The 18,892-nt window shown below is 41.6% G+C and carries 17 protein-coding genes; 13 read left to right on the top strand and 4 right to left on the bottom strand.

The window, feature by feature from the left end; genetic code table 11:
* Positions 1–11 precede the first annotated feature (11 nt).
* The 9 genes from OCI93_RS00930 to OCI93_RS00970 all read left to right on the top strand — a co-directional run bounded on the left by OCI93_RS00930 (position 12) and on the right by OCI93_RS00970 (position 10,504).
* Positions 12–713 carry a tRNA1(Val) (adenine(37)-N6)-methyltransferase gene (locus OCI93_RS00930; RefSeq protein ID WP_261625570.1) on the top strand — a complete coding sequence of 234 codons (702 nt, stop codon included), beginning with the start codon at positions 12–14 and terminating at the stop codon, positions 711–713.
* Between the two features lie 226 nt (positions 714–939).
* The gene (ribA, locus tag OCI93_RS00935; protein WP_261625571.1) at positions 940–2,220 is read left to right on the top strand and encodes a GTP cyclohydrolase II RibA; all 1,281 of its coding nucleotides are present in this window, start codon (positions 940–942) and stop codon (positions 2,218–2,220) included.
* Entirely contained in the window at positions 2,213–3,676 is a 1,464-nt protein-coding gene (locus tag OCI93_RS00940; RefSeq protein ID WP_261625572.1) for a hypothetical protein, read from the top strand. Before ribA ends, OCI93_RS00940 begins: the two co-directional genes overlap by 8 nt.
* Before the next feature lie 14 nt (positions 3,677–3,690).
* A complete protein-coding gene (locus OCI93_RS00945; RefSeq protein WP_261625573.1) occupies positions 3,691–5,526 on the top strand; it encodes a WD40 repeat domain-containing protein in 1,836 nt (611 codons plus the stop codon).
* On the top strand, positions 5,519–6,259 hold the full coding sequence (locus OCI93_RS00950; protein WP_261625574.1) for a sulfotransferase: 741 nt from the start codon (positions 5,519–5,521) through the stop codon (positions 6,257–6,259). The genes OCI93_RS00945 and OCI93_RS00950 overlap by 8 nt, the downstream gene beginning before the upstream one ends.
* 10 nt (positions 6,260–6,269) lie before the next feature.
* Complete coding sequence (locus OCI93_RS00955; RefSeq protein ID WP_261595111.1) at positions 6,270–6,785, top strand: KdsC family phosphatase; 516 nt, start codon at positions 6,270–6,272, stop codon at positions 6,783–6,785.
* A gap of 10 nt (positions 6,786–6,795) precedes the next feature.
* Entirely contained in the window at positions 6,796–8,106 is a 1,311-nt protein-coding gene (locus OCI93_RS00960) for a type III PLP-dependent enzyme domain-containing protein (protein WP_261625575.1), read from the top strand.
* A gap of 149 nt (positions 8,107–8,255) precedes the next feature.
* Positions 8,256–8,675, top strand: a complete 420-nt coding sequence (locus OCI93_RS00965) for a hypothetical protein (protein WP_261595109.1) — start codon at positions 8,256–8,258, stop codon at positions 8,673–8,675.
* A gap of 29 nt (positions 8,676–8,704) precedes the next feature.
* Positions 8,705–10,504, top strand: coding sequence for a hypothetical protein (locus OCI93_RS00970; protein ID WP_261595108.1), 1,800 nt, complete (start codon positions 8,705–8,707; stop codon positions 10,502–10,504).
* 59 nt (positions 10,505–10,563) lie between these two features.
* Here OCI93_RS00970 and OCI93_RS00975 read toward each other — a convergent pair whose 3' ends face one another.
* From OCI93_RS00975 to OCI93_RS00985, 3 genes are all read right to left on the bottom strand, one after another.
* Positions 10,564–11,535, bottom strand: coding sequence for a glycosyltransferase family 8 protein (locus tag OCI93_RS00975; protein ID WP_261625576.1), 972 nt, complete (start codon positions 11,533–11,535; stop codon positions 10,564–10,566).
* Positions 11,528–12,361 carry a hypothetical protein gene (locus OCI93_RS00980; RefSeq protein WP_261625577.1) on the bottom strand — a complete coding sequence of 278 codons (834 nt, stop codon included), beginning with the start codon at positions 12,359–12,361 and terminating at the stop codon, positions 11,528–11,530. The genes OCI93_RS00975 and OCI93_RS00980 overlap by 8 nt, the downstream gene beginning before the upstream one ends.
* Before the next feature lie 72 nt (positions 12,362–12,433).
* On the bottom strand, positions 12,434–13,900 hold the full coding sequence (locus tag OCI93_RS00985) for a mannan-binding lectin (RefSeq protein ID WP_261625578.1): 1,467 nt from the start codon (positions 13,898–13,900) through the stop codon (positions 12,434–12,436).
* Between the two features lie 248 nt (positions 13,901–14,148).
* Between OCI93_RS00985 and OCI93_RS00990 the strand changes: the two genes are divergently transcribed.
* Positions 14,149–14,640 (top strand): hypothetical protein, encoded by a 492-nt coding sequence (locus tag OCI93_RS00990; protein WP_261625579.1) that lies wholly within the window; start codon positions 14,149–14,151, stop codon positions 14,638–14,640.
* A 13-nt stretch (positions 14,641–14,653) separates the two neighbouring features.
* Here OCI93_RS00990 and fldB read toward each other — a convergent pair whose 3' ends face one another.
* Positions 14,654–15,175 carry a flavodoxin FldB gene (gene fldB, locus OCI93_RS00995; RefSeq protein ID WP_261595103.1) on the bottom strand — a complete coding sequence of 174 codons (522 nt, stop codon included), beginning with the start codon at positions 15,173–15,175 and terminating at the stop codon, positions 14,654–14,656.
* A gap of 80 nt (positions 15,176–15,255) precedes the next feature.
* On the opposite strand from fldB, the gene xerD reads away from it, so the two are divergent.
* From xerD to recJ, 3 genes are all read left to right on the top strand, one after another.
* On the top strand, positions 15,256–16,179 hold the full coding sequence (gene xerD, locus OCI93_RS01000) for a site-specific tyrosine recombinase XerD (RefSeq protein ID WP_261595102.1): 924 nt from the start codon (positions 15,256–15,258) through the stop codon (positions 16,177–16,179).
* A gap of 63 nt (positions 16,180–16,242) precedes the next feature.
* Positions 16,243–16,998: a bifunctional protein-disulfide isomerase/oxidoreductase DsbC gene (gene dsbC / locus OCI93_RS01005; protein WP_261595101.1), complete on the top strand. Its 756-nt coding sequence runs from the start codon at positions 16,243–16,245 to the stop codon at positions 16,996–16,998.
* Positions 16,999–17,075: 77 nt separating this feature from the next.
* Complete coding sequence (gene recJ / locus OCI93_RS01010; RefSeq protein ID WP_261625580.1) at positions 17,076–18,806, top strand: single-stranded-DNA-specific exonuclease RecJ; 1,731 nt, start codon at positions 17,076–17,078, stop codon at positions 18,804–18,806.
* Positions 18,807–18,892 lie beyond the last annotated feature (86 nt).

Here is an 18,892-nt window from a genome sequence, read left to right on the forward strand (position 1 = left end):
AAAGGTGAATCATGTCTGGGTTTGAATTTAAACAATTTAAGGTACAACAATTGAACACCGCAATGAAGGTTTCAACCGATGGCATATTGCTTGGAGCTTGGGTAAATTTGCAAGAAACCAAGCATGTTTTAGATATCGGGTGTGGGACCGGATTGCTGTCTTTGATGTGTAAGCAGCGTAAACCAAACCTCTATGTAGATGCCGTTGAAATTGATAGCGGCGCTATATCTGATGCGCGCAATAATATTGCACAAAGCCCTTGGCCTGATGTGCAATTACATCACACTGATATTAAATCTTTCTGTGCAACCATTAAATACGATTTAGTGATATGTAACCCTCCTTACTTCAATGACAGCTTAAAGGGACAAAATCAGTCAAGAAATATTGCACGTCATACCGATAGCTTGAGCTTTCAAGCACTGCTTGAGGCTTTTATAAAAGTCAGTCACCGTACGTCTAGATTAGTGTTTATCTTGCCATGTAAAGAGGCAGAGCAGTTTGTTGCTATGGCCAAGTCGGCTCAACTTTTCTTATTACGCCATGGTTTAGTATCTAGCACCTCTGAAAAAGCACCGACTCGTAGCCTAATGGAATTGGGTTTTTGTAAGCCACAAAGCCCTCAAGTACAGTCATTGTGTATTTATCAACATACGCGCAATTATAGCCCTGAGTATATTGCACTATGCAAAGATTTTTATTTAAAAATGTAACTAAATAGGGTGTAAGCCCATTATCTAAAACTCCTTACACAATGCCATTAATACAAGTGTCATCGCGCCCTGTAAGCGGCTGTAATTTATTTTCTATTACTTTGAACTAAAGTCAAAGTTCATTGTTAAAAAAGTGTTTCGCAATCCTAATTTAAGTGTGGGGACTGTCAGAGCACCCCGCGGCTGTGTGCAAGTTGCTGATGGGTAGATTAAAGGAGTAAGCGTTATGATTTTAACTGCTAGCACGACGTTACCAACTCAATTAGGCTCGTTTGATGTAAAGATTTATCGTAACGATAAAGGCGAAGAGATTACTGCAATATGCAAAGGTGAGTTGGAAGGTCGTCGTGATTTACCCGTTAGAATGCACTCTGCATGTTTTACTGCTGAGACATTGGGGTCGTTGAAGTGTGATTGTAAGCAGCAGTTAGACTTTGCGCTTGCTTACATAGAGCGCCATCAAGGCATGGTTATTTACCTACCTCAGGAGGGCCGAGGAATAGGGCTAAGTAACAAGATCAAAGCCTATGCATTGCAAGAGCAGGGCTATGATACGATAGAAGCAAACACCTTACTTAACTTACCAATTGACGCCAGAACTTATGACGATGCAGCGCAGATATTGCAGTTGCATAAGTTATCGTCAGTTCGCCTTTTGACTAATAACCCTGTCAAGATCAAACAACTAGAGGAGCTTGGGGTTAAAGTGTCAGGCAGGGTGCCAGTACCCAGTGATCCAACGTCACACGCGATTAGTTATTTAGATACCAAGCGACGTCAAATGGGACATATGCTGGGTGATTATCATTTACAGCCTCAAGATTGTGAAATAGTCGCAAACGATAGACCTTTTGTACATATTAATTTTGCGATTGATGGCAATGCTAATACTAGCTGCTCTAATGGCGATGCGTTGCCTGTATCTTGTAGTGCTGATTGGCAACGCGTACATGAACTGAGACAAAAATATGATGCGATAGCCGTTGGTGCAAATACGTGGCTTAACGATAATCCAAAGTTGACAGTACGAGAGGAAGTGCTTGGCCGAAAGCCTCTGCGTCAGCCTGATAGAGTTATTTTCTCGGGTAAAAAATCGGCTCTATTAAGAGGGCTCAATATAGATCAAGCAAACATACAGCGCTCGACTTTTTTAGTGGGTCAATCAAGTAATGTGACTGCGAAGCATTTGACACAAATAAATGCTGACAGCTACCAGTTAGCGTTGCCATTGGCGCAACTTCGCAATAATAAAGTCAGTAGTATGTTAGTTGAAGGTGGGGTGACGTTAATTCAATCGTTTATAGAGCAACGACTATTTGATCTTATTACTATTTATGTCAGAACAACGTCGATTTGTCTTGCTGTAAATATTGCCACAGAGGTATTAAAAGGTATTTATCCCGACCAAATAGAAGCGCAAGCTTTTGGTGATGGTATTTTGCTAAGTGTTACCCAACCTAAATTAAGCTGTGAAATAAAAGCCGTACAGGAGCTTGCATATGAGTAAGCTCATTTTTGGTTTGTTGACCCCCGATGGTGAACAGCTAGATGAATTTCAAACGAAACTCAGAGAGTTCACAATCGCGTTTTCACGCTATGGCTATCGCGAAGAGATAGTTGAGGCGTCGGATATAGAGCAGCTACTGATTATGGCAATAGCCAAAAACGCACAGTATTGCCTTATTCAGTCAGTAGGACATGTGATAGATGAGCAGTGGTATTTACCACACTGGCATCGTCAAGGTTTCCATCAAAGTATACAAAAACTGTGTGATTACAATGACTTTTTGATTGCAGGGCAGCTGTATTGTTCAGAAAACAATACGTTGGGCATTGAAACAAGCTGTATACTGATTAACTTATCTCAATATAAAAAGTTGGGCCAGCCTTCGTTTGGTGAGATTGATTGGCAACCAAGGGAGGTACTCTGTGCAAGCCCTGCGCAGTCGATGAGTGTACAGACTCTATGGCAGAAAAAAACTAAGCCTTGTGACATTCGAGGGTGGCAATTTCTTCTGAGTAGTTACCAACATCAACTTGTTGTTAGAGCGTTCTCAGAAGACATCAATTACAATCGCTTCGATCTAAATGTATCGCAGAGTAATCAAGCTTTTGCAGCGCGTTTGCGTAACATCAATACCGCTTTTACAGGTGAGCCTAATTTAGCCGCAACACAGCAAACATTTTTAAATCGTGCTCAAAAGCAAATCCAAAGCGCAAAAAAAGGCGTGTTTTTATTAAATATTGAATCATATGATGACGTTGATAATGAAGTCAAAGGGCAACCGCTTGATACGGTATTTAGTGTAGCAGCAGGTTTTAAAGCCTATCGTATTTTAGCTGCGCATGGTTTTCACGCAAGTAGTAAAGTTGTGTTATTTGATTACAGCAAACAGGCTTTAGCTGTGCGTCAATATATTGTTGAGCACTGGAATGGTGAAGACTTTACAACATTTGTTAAACAGGTATTTCAACAGTTTCCAGAACCCCACACCTTTTATCAACTATGGCACAACACCAATACAACTAATATTGACTGGCAGGATCTTGAGCGGCTTTGGCAAGCAGAGCTAACCCGCTGGGGCGGAGCCGATAATTTCAAAAAAATGTGGCAAAAGTTTAGCGCGCTAGAGCATCGTTTTATACATGTGGATCTATTGCAAAATAAACAGGCACTTTTCGATGAAATCAAAATATCGGGCAATAGTTACATTTGGTGGAGTAACGCTTTCTTTACTATTTATAGCCATTGGCACTTTAGTGCTGAACAACGCCACTGCATTTACGGCGACTGGGTGAATGCTTTGGCAACTGCTGCAGGCGAGTGCCGAGTTAATGGAGCTGACCATCATAACTGTGCTGTAAATGGGTTAACGGCATTAGCTTATAGCCGGTTATTTCAAAAACAAACAGGGGGTGAGCTTAACCCCCAGCAATTGTCTTGCTTAGATATTCAATTTTAGAAAAGGAATGCGTTATGAAAGTGTCTGATACTTTTTTACATCATCGTGGTCCAGTTACTTGCGCTGTTCAAGTGGGCGACAGTAGTAAAATTATTACTTCAGGGTACGACAGTGCCGTGGCTTTGTTTGATATAGATACTGAGGAAGTTGAGCTACTAGGCTACCACGAACATTTAGTAAATCGAGTCACAGTCAATAAAACAGGCACTATCGCAGCAAGCACCTCATCTGATTACAACGTGTATTTATGGAACTTAAAAGATAAAAGCTTAAAAATGGTACTTAAAGGCCATTCAGATGATGTAGAAGATTTTGTTTTTATTGATGAGCACTTAGGTGCTTCAGTGTCTAGAGATTGGCGAATTATTGTTTGGGATTTACAGACAGGTGCCATACAGCGCGTCATCTTGGGGCATCAAAAAGATGTGCTGTCTATTAATTATTTTGACGGCAAGTTGTATACATCTGGAGATGATATGACATTGCGTGTATGGGATATTGAAACGGGTGATCAACTTGCCAAGATAGGCCCATTTACTACGGAAACTGACAGCTGTGCGATTGATGAATTAAATCACCGATTAGTGCTTGGCTGTGATGACGGCTTAGTACGTGTTTTTGATCTGACTACCCATGCACTCGTAGCCCAGTTAGCGGGTCATAGCTCTGCCATTAAAAAAGTAGCGGTTTCACCCGTTAATGGCGATATTCTATCGGCTGCTTATGATCAGCGTATTTTGATTTGGGATAATCAAAACTTTTCGCAGCGTCAGCAACTAGAAAGTAAAAACACGCTATGGGAGCGCTCTTTTAATTGGTCGTCAGATGGTCAGAGTGTGCTGGCAGGCAGCTTTGATGGCACAGTATTTGTTTGGGATGTACACACAGGGAAATGCACACACCACCTAGGAGCAAACCATGCACGGGGCAATGCTTGCTTTAATGATATTTCCTCTAAAGGAGATGAGTCAATTGTGGCAGTCAGCGATGACGGTATCGTTCGAGTTGGATCACTGAGCATAGACCAAGCACAGTGGCATATTCAGTATGCTCCTCAAACAGGGCGGGTTTTGATGAATGCGGTTCACTTTTGTCCGCAAATGCAAAAAGTGATCACGGGGGCACATAATCAAAGCTTGTATTTATTTGAACGTACCCAGCAGGCGCTGCATGAGCAAGCCTGTGTCACTTTAAATGAAGGGCCCATTAATACTATTGTGACAGCACAGCATGAGGGGTATGAAGGTGATTTATTCGTGGCTTGCTATAGTGGAAAAATTGCCCACTTAGCCAGTGATGGTAGACAAATTAACAAAATTACGGCTCATGATAATGCAGTGAAAGCTTTAGCGCTTCACCCAACTAAGGCGCTAGGCGTGAGTTGTTGTGCTGAAGGGGCATTAGTTAGTTGGGATTTTGCAGGTAATATTCTACAGCGTTATTTGGGGCATACAGCCATTATTGATGACGTTGCGATAGACCCTTGTGGACAATTTGTTGCAAGTGCGGGGCGCGACTTTATTTTGAAGGTGCACGGCATTGAAGATGGCAAGCTATACCACTGTATTCATTTAGGGCAACGCTCGCCAAAGAGTATGTTATTTCTGAGCTCAGAGGTTGTCATTGTCACAAATTACTGGGGGGAACTTTTAAAAGTCGACCTTAGTACTGGCGAGATACAACGAAATACGATTGCAAAAAATGGTATTAGTGCAGTTGTGCGCCATGGTGAGTATTTGGCTGCAGCCTCTTATGATGGTGCTATTTATCTGGTTGACCCCAAATCGCTCGTGACTGTTAATAGTCTGCGCTCAATGACACAGAAAGTTTTAGAGCCAGCTTATGTGTAGCGATAACCCTGCTCGTTTCGTGATTTTAGCTGCGCCTCGTAGTGGCAGTAATATGCTTGCTAGCATGCTGCACTCTCACCCTGATATTTTGTGTCATCACGAAATTTACAATCCAAATGGCCTTTTTTACGCGTTACCTTTACGAGGCAGCCATTTTCGTTTGGCTGATAGTTTGGAGCATCGAGATAAGCAACCTTTAGAGTGTCTTAAGCGACTTTGGCAAAGCAGTTTAGAGCACAAAGCTGTCGGCTTTAAAATGACACATCGTCAAAACGAGCGGGTATTTGAGCAAGTGTTATCAGATAAGCGGGTAAAAAAAATACTCTTAGTGCGTAACAATCAGCTTAAGGTGCATGTTTCAAAGTTGATAGCGCAGCAAAGTGGTGTATGGGAAGAGTATAGTGCTTTACCACCTGCTACACGTTGTCAGGTTAAGGTGGAGCTTGAGCACCTTGAGTCAGATATAACCTTTAATCATGCTTACTACCAACATATTCGCAGCATATTGAGCGCCTCAGGACAAACTTGGTGTGAAGCTGAGTATGAAGCACTAAAGACTGCGTCGCAGCAAATGGCGATATTACAGTTTCTTGCTATGCGTGAGTTACCTTTAATGGCGCAAAGTCGTAAACAAACACCTAAAGACTTGCGCGAGGTTGTGACTAATTACCAAGAATTGTTACACCAAAGTACACCGTCAATTCAGGCGCAACTGACAAGCATAGATAGTTAATAGAGGCTGTATGAATATTGAAAATGCAAAGAAAATTCGGATGGTCATACTTGATGTTGATGGAGTTATGACTAATGGGCTTGTCGGGTACCAAGCTGAGCAAAGAGTCAAATTTTTCCACTCTCAAGATGACCATCTGATACGTATGACAATCAGGGAAGGGCTACCTGTTGGGATTATTTCTGGTCGTGCAGACCCAGCGAATACAGAGCATGCTGACGAGTTGGGTATGGCGCCATGCTACTTTGGTGAAATTGTAAAGTTGAATGCATTTACGCGATTGTTAGAGACCTATCAACTGAGCGCAGAGCAATGTTTGTATATGGGTGATGATTTAATGGATATTCCCGTAATGCGTTTGGTTGGTGTGGCGGTATGTCCAGCAGATGCAACCCCTGAAGCTAAAGAAGCTGCCCATTGGATAACCAATGCAAATGGTGGGCACGGTGCTGTTCGTGAAGTTTTGGTTGCACTACTTAAAGCACAAGGGTTATGGCAACAAGCCACACAAAGGTATTTAATTTAAGGGGCGAACGATGACGTCGTATAAGGAATATGCAGGTATATCTGTTGCTGATTTTTCAAGTTCTCCAAATAGGCTAGAGCAACTAAATTATTCACAGTTACAAGATATTGCAAAGATTGAAGATAATGCGTTTTACTTGCTAGATTTAGACAAAGTGACGTTGAACTATCACACCTTACGTACTAGTTTTACACCGTTGTATGAATCTTGCCAAGTCGCCTATTCATTTAAAACTAATTATACCCCTGCACTTTGCAAACACCTCAAAGAGCTGGGTTGTTTTGCTGAAGTGGTATCGCAAATGGAGTATGAGATAGCCACGAAAGAAGTGGGTTACCCACCATCTCAAGTGATTGTCAATGGCCCGGTACATAACCTGCAGTTTGTTGAGGCCGTATTGTTAGATGGTGCCTGCTTTAATGTTGATGCTTGGTATTTGTTAGATATGGTGAAAAGCATTTGTGAGCGTTATGGCGAACGTCAGTTTAAAATCGGTATTCGTCTATCTTACCCTATTGCTGAAGGCGGTTATTCTCGCTTTGGAATTGAAAGTGATGAAGCCAATTTCGACAAGCTAAGGCAGTGGCAAAATACAGTAAAAAACTGTGACATAATTGGTTTTCATAGCCATTACTCTAACTCATCGCGCAGTCTGAGCTCTTTTGAGTCGCGTATTAAGGGGCTTGCGAAAGCCAGTTGGACCTTCTTTGAACATCGTTACCCTAACTTTATAAATGTGGGCGGAGGATTTTTTGGACAAATGCCTACCTCTTTAGCTGCTCAATATGAAAATGGCACGGTGAGTATTGAGCAATATGCTGAAGTTATTTGCTCAGTGATGAATACACAGTATCCACCATCACAATCATCAACACCGCCCTTATTATTACTTGAGCCAGGTACTGCGCTGGTGGCAAATTGTATGGTGTTTGTAGCCCCCGTACTTGAGGTGAAAAAGTGTGGTGGTCGAACGCTGGTCCTCATCAATGGCAGTAATCACAACGTGAATCACAAATGGCAAGGTGAGACGTTACCCATCCAGATTATTCGCTGCCCCAATAATGGGCCATTAAATGATGTGAATGAAGTATTCGATATTGTGGGTAACACTTGCATAGAAAAAGATGTGATATGTACCGATGTGCAAGGCGGGGTGCAGGCAGGGGATTTCATTGTATTTCAATATATGGGTGGTTATAGCAATGTACTGAAACAGCCATTTATTCATCCTTGCCAAGGCATTTATGCATGGCAGCAACAAACATTAATTCAAATTAAAAAATCTGGAGATATGCGCTCAGTGCTTTATGACTATCAGTAGCGCAAGTTTTCAAAAGGAATACATGCGAAGTCAGCGTGATAAAAAGTGTAGCGCTGTGCCTGTAAATACAATAAGCAAACAACAGACGCTTATTGATACCAAAATGAGCACAATGTTCATTCAATCGCATTGTTGAAGAGGAAATTAACATGTCTAATTGGTCAGCCCCACAAACACTGGCAATTCCAGCAGGTAAGCTCGTTGTTTTTTGTGCTACGCATCAAGCGCAATTTACGCAGCAGGTACAAATTATTGATGCCCAAGGAATGCCAATCACATTTCACACCTTTGATGGTCAATCGCATACTTTCCCTATCACTGGGGAGGGCACTAGCGTTAACTTATTCGCAAATGGAAATGGCAAGTTTACCATGCAAGCAGGGTATCAAATTCAGTTTAAAAATAGTGGTAGCCAAACGTCTTTGGTTGCAGCGAGCACGGTCGAATTTGACTTAAATGGCATTGTCTATGGTGGCGGTACATTATTTGCCACTGACGACCAAGGTGGTTCAGAACCAGATTACAATGATACTAGCCTATCACTGCAATGGTTTAATACTCAGGGTTAGGTAACCGTTACGATAACAAGGAACTGAATATGAATACGCAAGTAAAAAGCTTATCTAAGCTAATATCTTATGTGATATTGTCTGGCGCACTGGTTATCAGTGGCTTCTCAGTAGCACAAAGCTTTCCCGGTGGAACAGCCATAACACCAACTGATTTAACAGCAACCCCAGCACAGTTGCCCGCACCACCACCAGAGTATCAACTAAATAACCCAATTAGCCACGAAGAATTTGCGCGTTTTGCTTGGCGTCAGTTTATTTATTTAAATTCACCAGCTAAAAAAGCCAGCGCAGCGCAAAGTGGTATTTCTCCTATTGTTAGAGGCAGTGTAGACCCGACTGAAAACTTTGTAACATCAGGTAATCCACGTTTTTATCACGCAGGTAAGAGTTCAACGGATAACTTCAGTAATAATATTTTGGTTTGGGAAAGTTATGCGCATCGCTCTGAATTATTTCCAAAAAATGCAAAAGCCAGTGGTGATTTTCCGACATTATTGCCTGCATATGCATTTACCAATTTAACGGTGCCTTCAAGCCAAGCAAGGTTTAATAATCTAGATGAAAACTCTCAGATTGGGCAAAATAAAATTTTCTTTCCAAAAAATGGCAGTACGCCCTCACAAAACCCCGCAGATGATTATGAAATTTTATTTGAGGCTAAAGTAAATCAAACAGAATATGACTATATTAAAGGATTGAATGTAACACCGGGTAAGGCGCTTGCCAGTTTTGATTTGCCCAATGAAACCATCGAGATAAAAGCGGCTTGGCGGGTACTAAGCGATGATTTGGCTCAATCAGGGCGTTATCACACTGCTGAGGCTTTGTATTACAAGGGAGAAAATGAGGAGGCTGAAGCTCATGTCGCAACTTTTGGGTTAATTGGCCTGCATATTATCCGGAAAATGGAAAATTATGAGTCTTTCGTGTTTTCTACCTTTGAGCATGTTGATAATTTGAAAAAGCCCAATGGCGCTGATACTGGGTTATATTATTACACAACCTATAATCAAATGAGTTATCAAGGCACTGTCTCATCGACCCCGCATGTTATTGTTAATACAGGCACTAATCTTGTACAGTTGCCACTGCCTCAACAAGGTGATATTACTGCGCAAAATGGCTATGAATTTATTAATGGTAGCTTTACACAGCTAACGCCTACGTCAGCTGGCCCAATTAAGGTATTACAACCGCCAACCATTACCAAAGCGGTGATGAGTGTGAATCAAGAAGTTAAAAATGCAATGGCGCAATCTGGACAGTTTACGAACTCAGTGTGGCAATACTACCAGTTGAAAGGCGTGCAGCCACTGCCTGCAAATGAAGATGCCAGCGTTGCGCAGCAAGCTAACCCGTTAACACAAGACTTTTTTTTGGCGAATAACGTGATAGAAAGTAGCCAGCCTGGTATACAACTATTTAAAGGTGGTGCACCAGGGCCTATATATCAAACGTCTAAAAATGCTAAGTGTGATCAGTTACCTCCAGTGGATAAAGATAATAATGCGAAGAAAACGAAGTTTTTCTGCTTTCCAAACCCCAGATCAGGTGCCTCAGCTGAGAATATCCAGAATGTACCAAACTTAGTTGTACCGGGAGTTAGCCATGCGCAGCAAAACTCGATTGTGATGGGGGGTTGTATGGGTTGCCATGGGCAATCTAAATATAAAAACGCAGATGGGACGACGAGCAGTATTTTTAGTTTTTTAATCTCTACCAAGAACTTAGAAAGTAAGGGCGGTTTCGAAGCCGACCCGTTTGACCAGTCAGGCCCGAGTTTAAGTGCAGCGGCACAAAAGTATATGGCAACACAAAGCAAATAAGTACATTGTTATGTATGTAAAGGAGTGCGATGCACTCCTTTTTTATCATGACTTTATTGTCAAACAGACAACTTATGGATGCTGACAGGTTTACTTGCCCCATGTTGTTCCGTCCAATGATATTGTTGGGTAATACTGCGCGCTGCAAATTGTGGGTCATCAGCTAAGGTGCATTCTTTCCATATATCCCGCCACAGCTGTATGTATTTAAGGTAATGAGGGGCTAGCTCAAGTATTTCTTGTTCATTGTAATTAAACCAAGGCTTAATGAGCCCTGCAAAGTGAATAAATTTAGCATCTAACACTGTTACTTTGTCTAATGTATGAATGTATTGCTCAATAAATGGCATAAAGTTATAACGGCCGTCAACGAGTGTTACTTTGTCTTTAAAATATATATTTAAAAGCATTTGATCCGTAAATCCTTTTAGGCCAAAGTCTCGCCACAGTGCGATGTCGTCAATGAGCTTAACGACGCCCTCATAATGTATTTTATTAAGATAGGTGTTGTTGATGGCCATAAAGCCAGAATTAAAAGTGTTAGTGAAATTACTTTGTCCATAGCTATTGGGGATCTGCAATAGCGGGTAATCACTTTTTTCTAGTAACTTGTTGGCTTCATGCTCATAAGCAAAACCATCGCGTGCGGCTACAAATTCAGTTGTATTTAAAAATACATCATGCATATCTTTACAACACATACCGTCGCTGTCTAAGAAAACCACTTTTTCGTATTGCGCTAGGCGCAAAGTTTCTATGGAGAGTAAGCGTAAATGCAAGTCGCTACGCAGTTGTGGTAAATGGGCGCGTAACCTCGTGATAGCTTGCTCTACTTGGTTGGTACGCTTTATAAATTTGACTGGGTAATGTGCACTTAACTTTGTTTGGTTAGAAGAGCTGAGCTTATCAATAAAAATCACAATGTCGCCGTTAAACCAAGCGTTATATTTTAAAAAGCTATACAGTAAAATCTCAGTGCCTGTAGCGAAGTTATCGCAGGTAACTGTGGCAAGACAATAGGGTCTATTCATGAGTTGGTGACTCCAAAAAAGCAGATCGGGGTGCAGGTTGATTATTAATTAATTTTTTTACCGCACCGTCAAAAGTAACAGATAAAGTAGCTAGCGCGGCTTTTTTGTCTTGGCTTTGCCATAAAAAGTAGTTCAGCATACCGTAGCCTGCGGGGGTTTTATTGGCATCGAGAATATAAAGCCTTTGGCTATGCCTGCACCTTACAATGTCTAATTCACCAAAATCTAAACCGATTAACCTACAGAACTTAAGGATGTTTTGCTGCTCTTGAGCGCTAAACACGGTGTTAGTAGCGATGAGTTTAGGGGGAAGCTGCGCTCTGTTATCAAGTTTTTGTGTTGCCGGCACTTGCCGTATTAAGTAAACGATGGGTATTTCACCAAAAATAATGGGCACTCGAAACTCTTGCTGATACTCGTCAATAGTTGAGTCAATGAGTGCTTGATAAACGTTGTCTTTATGTTTGCGAGTAATGGGTGTGCTGATCACATGTCCCCCCTTCACTCCATTATCGTTCGGTTTTTCAACACATAGCCCTTTATGTGTCAATGGATCTACAAAACAGCCATAACCAAACACGTCAATGTGTAATAGCTCAACTTTCACTTTACTAATATCAATACAGTGTTGATTGATGATTGTTTGGTGACGACATGTATTTACTAAATCGACAGGACAGCTAAGCTGAGTACTGTCTTGCCAAAGAAATGCAATATCGAAGTGAGAGGTTAGGTCTCTGGTAACATGGTAGTGCATGCTATTGATGATATGGGTGATAGAGTAATATTCTTTATCGGGGTATTGCGGGTAGAACAGTATTTTCATAATGCAGCATCCACTCAAAGTGCAAAGGAGCCATTACGCAAATCGTAATGGCTCAGACCCTAGGATGTTAGGTCATTGACAACATCCACATACTGACATTTCACCATCTTTGGTTGTTGTCCATTGACCGTTCCAAGTTAAGCCTAAGTTTGGGCACACTCCTTTAGGCTGAGCGTTGCTACTACATTTTTTAACCGCACCTTGTTGGCTTTCAATTGGTCCAGCCTGAACATCAACGCAGCTTCCCGTACCAACTACGATATTGTTGAAAATATGGCTGAGTTGCCCTGATGTGGTATTTTTATTTTTGTTGGTTTTCTCACCAGCATAGCTGTGACAGCCAAAGCAGTTAGAAGCAAATCCGCCGTTAGTTTTTGGGTTTGTATCTACCCATTGAAAAGTTGTTTCGGCAACGGTATTGGCTAAACGTAGTGATCCGCGTTGGTTGGTTACATCGCCATTTACGCTGGAGTCATCGTTGATATCATGAACCCAAATAGCGCCGACGTTAAAATAGTTTTTAAACACGCTCATTGCACCGTCAAGCTGACTATGTACACTTTGATTCATAGCAACAATATCACTCACATTCTCCTTGGCATTTGAGTCGCTCGAGTCAGTACCATAAGGGTATACACGACAGATTTCGGTGGGTACACCTGTGAGTTCATCATTTGGTTTTGCCTGATTTAAGCATTTAGCGATGGATTTGTTGTTGCCTGTTTGCAGTGCTGTTGAGCAAGATTCACTGATAAATGACCAACCTTTGTTGGTGCTGGGTTTGTCGCAATCAGGGGCGTTTTTATTGTGCTCAAACGTAGCCCAAATAAATTCTGGATGATCGGGCGTGGCGATTGCAAAATGAAACCCAATTAAACCAAGGGTAGTGTTGTTAGGTGTACCTATTGGGTTTTTCCAGACTAAATAATCAGCTGTGTTGTCTGATTGAGTCAGTACTTTCCAAGCTGTTTTAAGCTCTGTGGTGCCACCTGGGAAATTGGTACTATCTTTAATGCTTTGTGCATCATCACACATATTACGACTAAAGCGCATATCATAGTAAGCGATATTACCTGCTTGATCGAAAATGACGTCACCGCCTCCTGCTTCACCATGGATGAAGCTATCTCCTTTTGCCAGTGCATTTTTTAATGTGATGCCGCTGATTTGCCCATCACATGAGTTAGCAGGCGTTCCATCGGTGTTTAACTCATACACAGGGTAATCTTGTGTGTTGGAAAAATTACGGTTCTGAGCGTTATTTTCTGGGCTGGTTGGTGTGCTCTTATAGGTTGACATTAAGCTGATAAAAGATTGCCAAGTAAAGTGATAGAAATCACAAAAAGTATCACCATTATTAGGCACTTCTGAGGGAATACCGGGATCACCTGTAAACCAATTTGCAGGTGCAGTACATTGTGTGCTGCTGTGTGTTGGTTTACTGACTGCTTGATGAGCGGGTAGTACTAGAATTAAGCTATAGGCAAAAATTGAGAGATATTTTTGCCATTTTATATTGGTTTGGTTGATGTACTTCATGATTTGCCCCTAGGTAGATTAAAAACAGCAGTTACTGGTTGCATTAAATACAAGAGGCTAGACAGCTGCTATAAAGGACCATGAGGGTAGGTTATAAACAAGCTTCCTTGCATACCAGTAAACTGATTCTTTGAAGTATAGTCACAATCACCTAAAAGCAAATTACACTGTATTACAGAGTGCTTGACGCATTAATCTATTTAATCATGATATAAATGAGTGAAGCAGAATTAATTAAAGGGAAGTGCATGCAGGCGAATACGACAGAAATTTTAGAGTTTTTACAGCACATTAAGTTGCCAATGGAGTTATGTAAAATAGAGCAACATACTTTTTTGCCTGGGCTTAGGTTAGAGAAGGGAATATTACAGATAGACACCCAAAAGCTGTTATATCCAGGGGATATTTTACATGAAGCTGGTCATATTGCTGTTTGTGAACCCACCGAGCGGCATTTACTCAGTGATAATGTCTACCAAAGTGGCCGCAATAAAGATTGGATGCATGGGGAAGAAATGGCGGCCATTGCATGGTCGGTGGCAGCCATTGAATATATTGGGTTGCCACTAGATGTTGTTTTTCATCCACATGGTTACAAAGGTCAGAGCCAGAGTCTAATCAACGCGTTTTCAAACAATACAGGGTTTGGTTTTCCGTTGCTCGGTGCATGGGAAATGTTAGACCCACAACTTGGTTATCCGCACATGCAAAAATGGCTACGTGAAGTTTCTTGGGTATAAAGCACATGGTCAGTTATAACGTGTCGCTATATTCAGTCATTATTTGCGTGATCCAAGTGGCAATACGTTCATCGCTTTTTTCATATTGGCTATCTTCATCAAGGGCAAGGCCGACAAAGTGCTTTTTATCGTCAGTGAGGGCTTTAGAAGCCTCAAATTCATAGTCTGTCGTATTAGGCCAATACCCTAAAAATTGCACGTCTTGTGGGACAATTTTATCGTGCAACATGCCCAAAGCATCTTGAAACCATTGTCCGTAGCCTTGTTGATCACCCATACCAAATAAAGCAATGGTTTTACCTGCTAAATTTACGCCGTCAATATCATCCCAGCGTGATTCCCAATCTTCTTGCAACTCGCCAAAGTCCCAAGTGGAAATACCAAAAATCAAAAAGTCATATTGCTGGGCATTAGTGAGCGGTTCATCTTTAATATTGTGTAATGAAACGATATCATCACCGATAATATCTTTGATTTTCTCCGCTGCCATTTCGGTATAGCAAGTCGTTGAACCGTAAAATAACCCTATTTGCATGCTATTTATCACTTATTGATTGACTGATATGATAGGCGCGAAGTCTACCTTATGATGCAGCAAATTGATACAGGAAGCCTGTGAGCGAACTACACCCTAACATCCCCTTAAACAGTGATAATGCTCAATATATTGAAGTATTTTTGGACTCTTTATATCTTGAGCAAGGCTTGAGCGAGAATACCTTGTCTGCTTATCGCAGTGACTTGGAAAAATTCGCGCGATTTATTCAACAAACATCTAAGCAAACATTGTTAGAAGTGCAAAGCGAGCTGATTGAATCTTATTTGGCACATCGTCATGATTTGGGCTTAAAAGCACGCAGTACAGCGAGAGCAATTAGTGCTTTAAAGCGTTTTTATTTATTCTTTGTCAGAGAAAAACGAATTGCGAGCACACCACTGTTAAATATTGCACAACCTAAAACAACGCAGTCATTACCTAAAACGCTAACAGAGCAAGAAGTTGAAGCGTTACTTGATGCACCTGACTTGGACGATGCGATGGGGCTTCGAGATAAAGCCATGTTGGAATTGTTGTATGCTACGGGGCTGCGAGTAACTGAGTTAGTTGGTTTGCGAATGGAGCAAATAAATTTACGCCAAGCAGTGGTACTAGTAAAAGGCAAAGGTGGCAAGGAGCGACTTGTGCCCATGGGTGAAGAAGCGTTGCATTATATTGAACAGTTTTTAAAGGTTGGGCGACCTGATATGGTCAAACATGCCACCGATTTTGTGTTTCCATCAAAGCGCGGCACGGGAATGACCCGGCAAACTTTTTGGCATCGTATTAAACACTATGCTATTTTGGCTCAAGTGATGTCGCCATTATCTCCACATACATTACGTCATGCTTTTGCAACACACTTGTTGAATCATGGCGCAGATTTACGAGTCGTACAGATGATGTTGGGACATAGCGACTTGTCGACCACACAGATTTATACGCATGTTGCGAGTGAGCGATTAAAAAGTTTACATCAGCAGCATCATCCTAGAGCTTGATGGAATTTTATTGAAAATTTCCGGTCTACTGGGGAAATAAGATAATAACTTTAAGAGATAGATATGAAAAAATTAATGTTTTCAGTGGCAGTAGCCTGTAGTTTCTCGGCATTTGCTAATGCAGCACCAGAGACAACAGAAGTGGCTCCATTGATGATGGCACCTATGGCCATTGAGCCAATTGCAGAGAGCTTTGCGAAGTTGGGTATAATAGTAAACAGTGTTGAAGGCAGCCCAATCCCTGGTCTAAAAACAGTATTGACCAATAAAGGTGTTTTATATGCCAGCCCCGATGGTAAGTACCTCATGCAGGGTAACATGATCAATCTAGAAACTCGCACAAATGTCACTGAAAATGCACTTAGTGGCGTACGTAAAGAAGGGGTTTCACAGTATCAAGACTCAATGATTGTGTATAAAGCAGAAAACGAAAAGCATCAAATTACGGTATTTACTGATATTACTTGTGGTTATTGTCGTAAATTACACAGAGAATTAGATGACTATTTGTCAGCTGGGATCACCGTAAAATATTTAGCCTATCCGCGTGGTGGACTAAGAGGTTCAGGCTATGAAGATTTACGTAATGTGTGGTGTGCAAAAGACGCAGCGCAAGCATTAACAGATGCTAAAGCAGGGCAAGATGTCGCTAAAGTGGAAAATTGCAGTGCGCCGGTGGCAGAACATTACCAACTTGGACAAAGCTTTGGTTTATCAGGCACTCCAGCGATTATTCTTGATGACGGTACTTTGATCCCGGGTTACCAGCCTGCAGCTGAGTTATCAAAGATGCTCAATGCTGAAGGTAAAAAGTCGTAATTAAGAGTATAATACAGGCATTATAAAAAAGGCCGTTAGGCCTTTTTTATTGTCTTTAATTTAAAGTTGAGCTGTTCATGAATACCCATATTAAATCTCGCCAGTATGTTGACGATAGTCACCTGCCAAGTCATTTACATCCGGTTATAAGGCAGATTTATGCTAGCCGTGGTGTGCAGTCAGCAGAAGAGTTAGATAATCGTGCCAGCACATTGCTCGATTTTCGCTTATTCAAAGACATTGAAAAAGCCTGCGATATTTTGCAATCAGCGTTGTATGCACAATCTAACATACTAATTGTGGGTGACTTTGATGCTGATGGGGCAACTAGCACCACTGTATTAATGGAAGGGTTAGCACAATTAGGTTATCAGAATGTGGACTATTTGGTGCCAGATAGATTCAGTCTTGGGTATGGTTTAAGTCCTGCACTTGCAGAGCAAATAGTGCAAATAAAGCCGGAACTTGTGATCACCGTTGATAATGGAATTTCTTGTATTGCGGGTATTGAAATTGTAAAGCAAGCGGGTATTGACGTTATTGTGACGGATCATCACTTACAAGGCGAGCACCTACCTAATGCCGATGCGATAGTAAATCCTAACCAACATGCTTGCCAGTTTCCCTCAAAGTCGATTGCTGGGGTTGGTGTGGCGTTTTATTTGCTAATTGCACTGCGCCATACACTGAGAGAACAAAATCACTTTGCTAACTTAGGGCAACCAGAGCCAAACTTAGCCTCTTTACTCGATGTGGTTGCCCTTGGAACTGTAGCAGATGTGGTGGCATTAGATGCAAATAATCGAACTTTGGTATATCAGGGGCTTGCACGTATTCGCAGTGGTCATACACGTCCCGGTATTGAAGCTTTGATAGAGGTTGCCAATCGCAATGCCGCTAGGCTCACAGCCAGTGATTTTGGGTTTTCTCTGGCACCTCGCCTAAACGCAGCGGGTCGACTTGATGACATGAGCTTAGGCATAGCGTGTTTGTTATCAAAAGATGCTAATCAGGCGCGCAGAATTGCCAGTGAACTAGATAGCTTGAATCATGAACGGCGAGAAATTGAACAAGGTATGCAACAAGAAGCGCAAGCGGTGTTAGAGCGCTTAGTGCTGAGCAGCCAAAGTGTACCGGATGCAGTGTGTTTGTATCAACATGACTGGCATCAAGGTGTCATTGGTATTTTGGCTGGCCGCCTGAAAGAGCAATACCATCGTCCTACGGTTGTTTTTGCCCGAGGTGATAATGGTGAAATTAAAGGCTCTTGCCGCTCAATTGAAGGGGTACACATAAGAGATTTACTTGAGTCTCTAAATACCTTGCACCCTAACTTAATTGAAAAATTTGGTGGTCATGCAATGGCGGCAGGACTTACTATCATGGAAGTAAACTTTGAAGAGTTTAAAAAAGTATTTGTACAAACTATTAGTCAAAACTTATCAGAAGAACACAAACAAAGTGTGCTTTTGACTGATGGTACGCTGCCCGCTGATTGCTTTACCATGGACTTTGCACAATTATTACAACAAGCAGGCCCTTGGGGGCAACATTTTCCTGAACCTGTATTTTTTGGTGAATTTGAACTGATACAGCAGCGTATTGTAGGCGAAAAGCATCTAAAACTAGTGCTTAAACACCCATCTGGTAAGCTGGTGGATGCGATTGCATTTAATGTAGATGTAAGAGTATGGCCCAATACACAAGCTGTTTGTGCACAAGTCGCCTACCAATTAGATATTAATGAATTTAGAGGCAAGTTTTCATTACAGTTGATAGTGCGAGAAATCAGTGCTGTAACCGCATAAAGACATTTATAGGACGAACAAATTTTGCTACTATTGCGCGTTTAATACTAGGCGGGTTGTAGCGTGGTGTTTTACTTTGCTAGTCG

The organism is Pseudoalteromonas holothuriae (assembly GCF_945859825.1).
Classification (GTDB): Bacteria; Pseudomonadota; Gammaproteobacteria; order Enterobacterales; family Alteromonadaceae; genus Pseudoalteromonas; species Pseudoalteromonas holothuriae.

Coding starts and splice junctions, on each gene's coding strand:
- OCI93_RS00955 (WP_261595111.1), top strand. CDS start 6,270: ATGAATATTGAAAATGCAAAGAAAATTCGGATGGTCATACTTGATGTT.
- OCI93_RS00970 (WP_261595108.1), top strand. CDS start 8,705: ATGAATACGCAAGTAAAAAGCTTATCTAAGCTAATATCTTATGTGATA.
- OCI93_RS00930 (WP_261625570.1), top strand. CDS start 12: ATGTCTGGGTTTGAATTTAAACAATTTAAGGTACAACAATTGAACACC.
- OCI93_RS00990 (WP_261625579.1), top strand. CDS start 14,149: ATGCAGGCGAATACGACAGAAATTTTAGAGTTTTTACAGCACATTAAG.
- OCI93_RS00950 (WP_261625574.1), top strand. CDS start 5,519: ATGTGTAGCGATAACCCTGCTCGTTTCGTGATTTTAGCTGCGCCTCGT.
- fldB (WP_261595103.1), bottom strand. CDS start 15,175: ATGCAAATAGGGTTATTTTACGGTTCAACGACTTGCTATACCGAAATG.
- OCI93_RS00940 (WP_261625572.1), top strand. CDS start 2,213: ATGAGTAAGCTCATTTTTGGTTTGTTGACCCCCGATGGTGAACAGCTA.
- OCI93_RS00975 (WP_261625576.1), bottom strand. CDS start 11,535: ATGAATAGACCCTATTGTCTTGCCACAGTTACCTGCGATAACTTCGCT.
- recJ (WP_261625580.1), top strand. CDS start 17,076: ATGAATACCCATATTAAATCTCGCCAGTATGTTGACGATAGTCACCTG.
- OCI93_RS00945 (WP_261625573.1), top strand. CDS start 3,691: ATGAAAGTGTCTGATACTTTTTTACATCATCGTGGTCCAGTTACTTGC.
- dsbC (WP_261595101.1), top strand. CDS start 16,243: ATGAAAAAATTAATGTTTTCAGTGGCAGTAGCCTGTAGTTTCTCGGCA.
- OCI93_RS00985 (WP_261625578.1), bottom strand. CDS start 13,900: ATGAAGTACATCAACCAAACCAATATAAAATGGCAAAAATATCTCTCA.
- OCI93_RS00980 (WP_261625577.1), bottom strand. CDS start 12,361: ATGAAAATACTGTTCTACCCGCAATACCCCGATAAAGAATATTACTCT.
- OCI93_RS00960 (WP_261625575.1), top strand. CDS start 6,796: ATGACGTCGTATAAGGAATATGCAGGTATATCTGTTGCTGATTTTTCA.
- OCI93_RS00965 (WP_261595109.1), top strand. CDS start 8,256: ATGTCTAATTGGTCAGCCCCACAAACACTGGCAATTCCAGCAGGTAAG.
- ribA (WP_261625571.1), top strand. CDS start 940: ATGATTTTAACTGCTAGCACGACGTTACCAACTCAATTAGGCTCGTTT.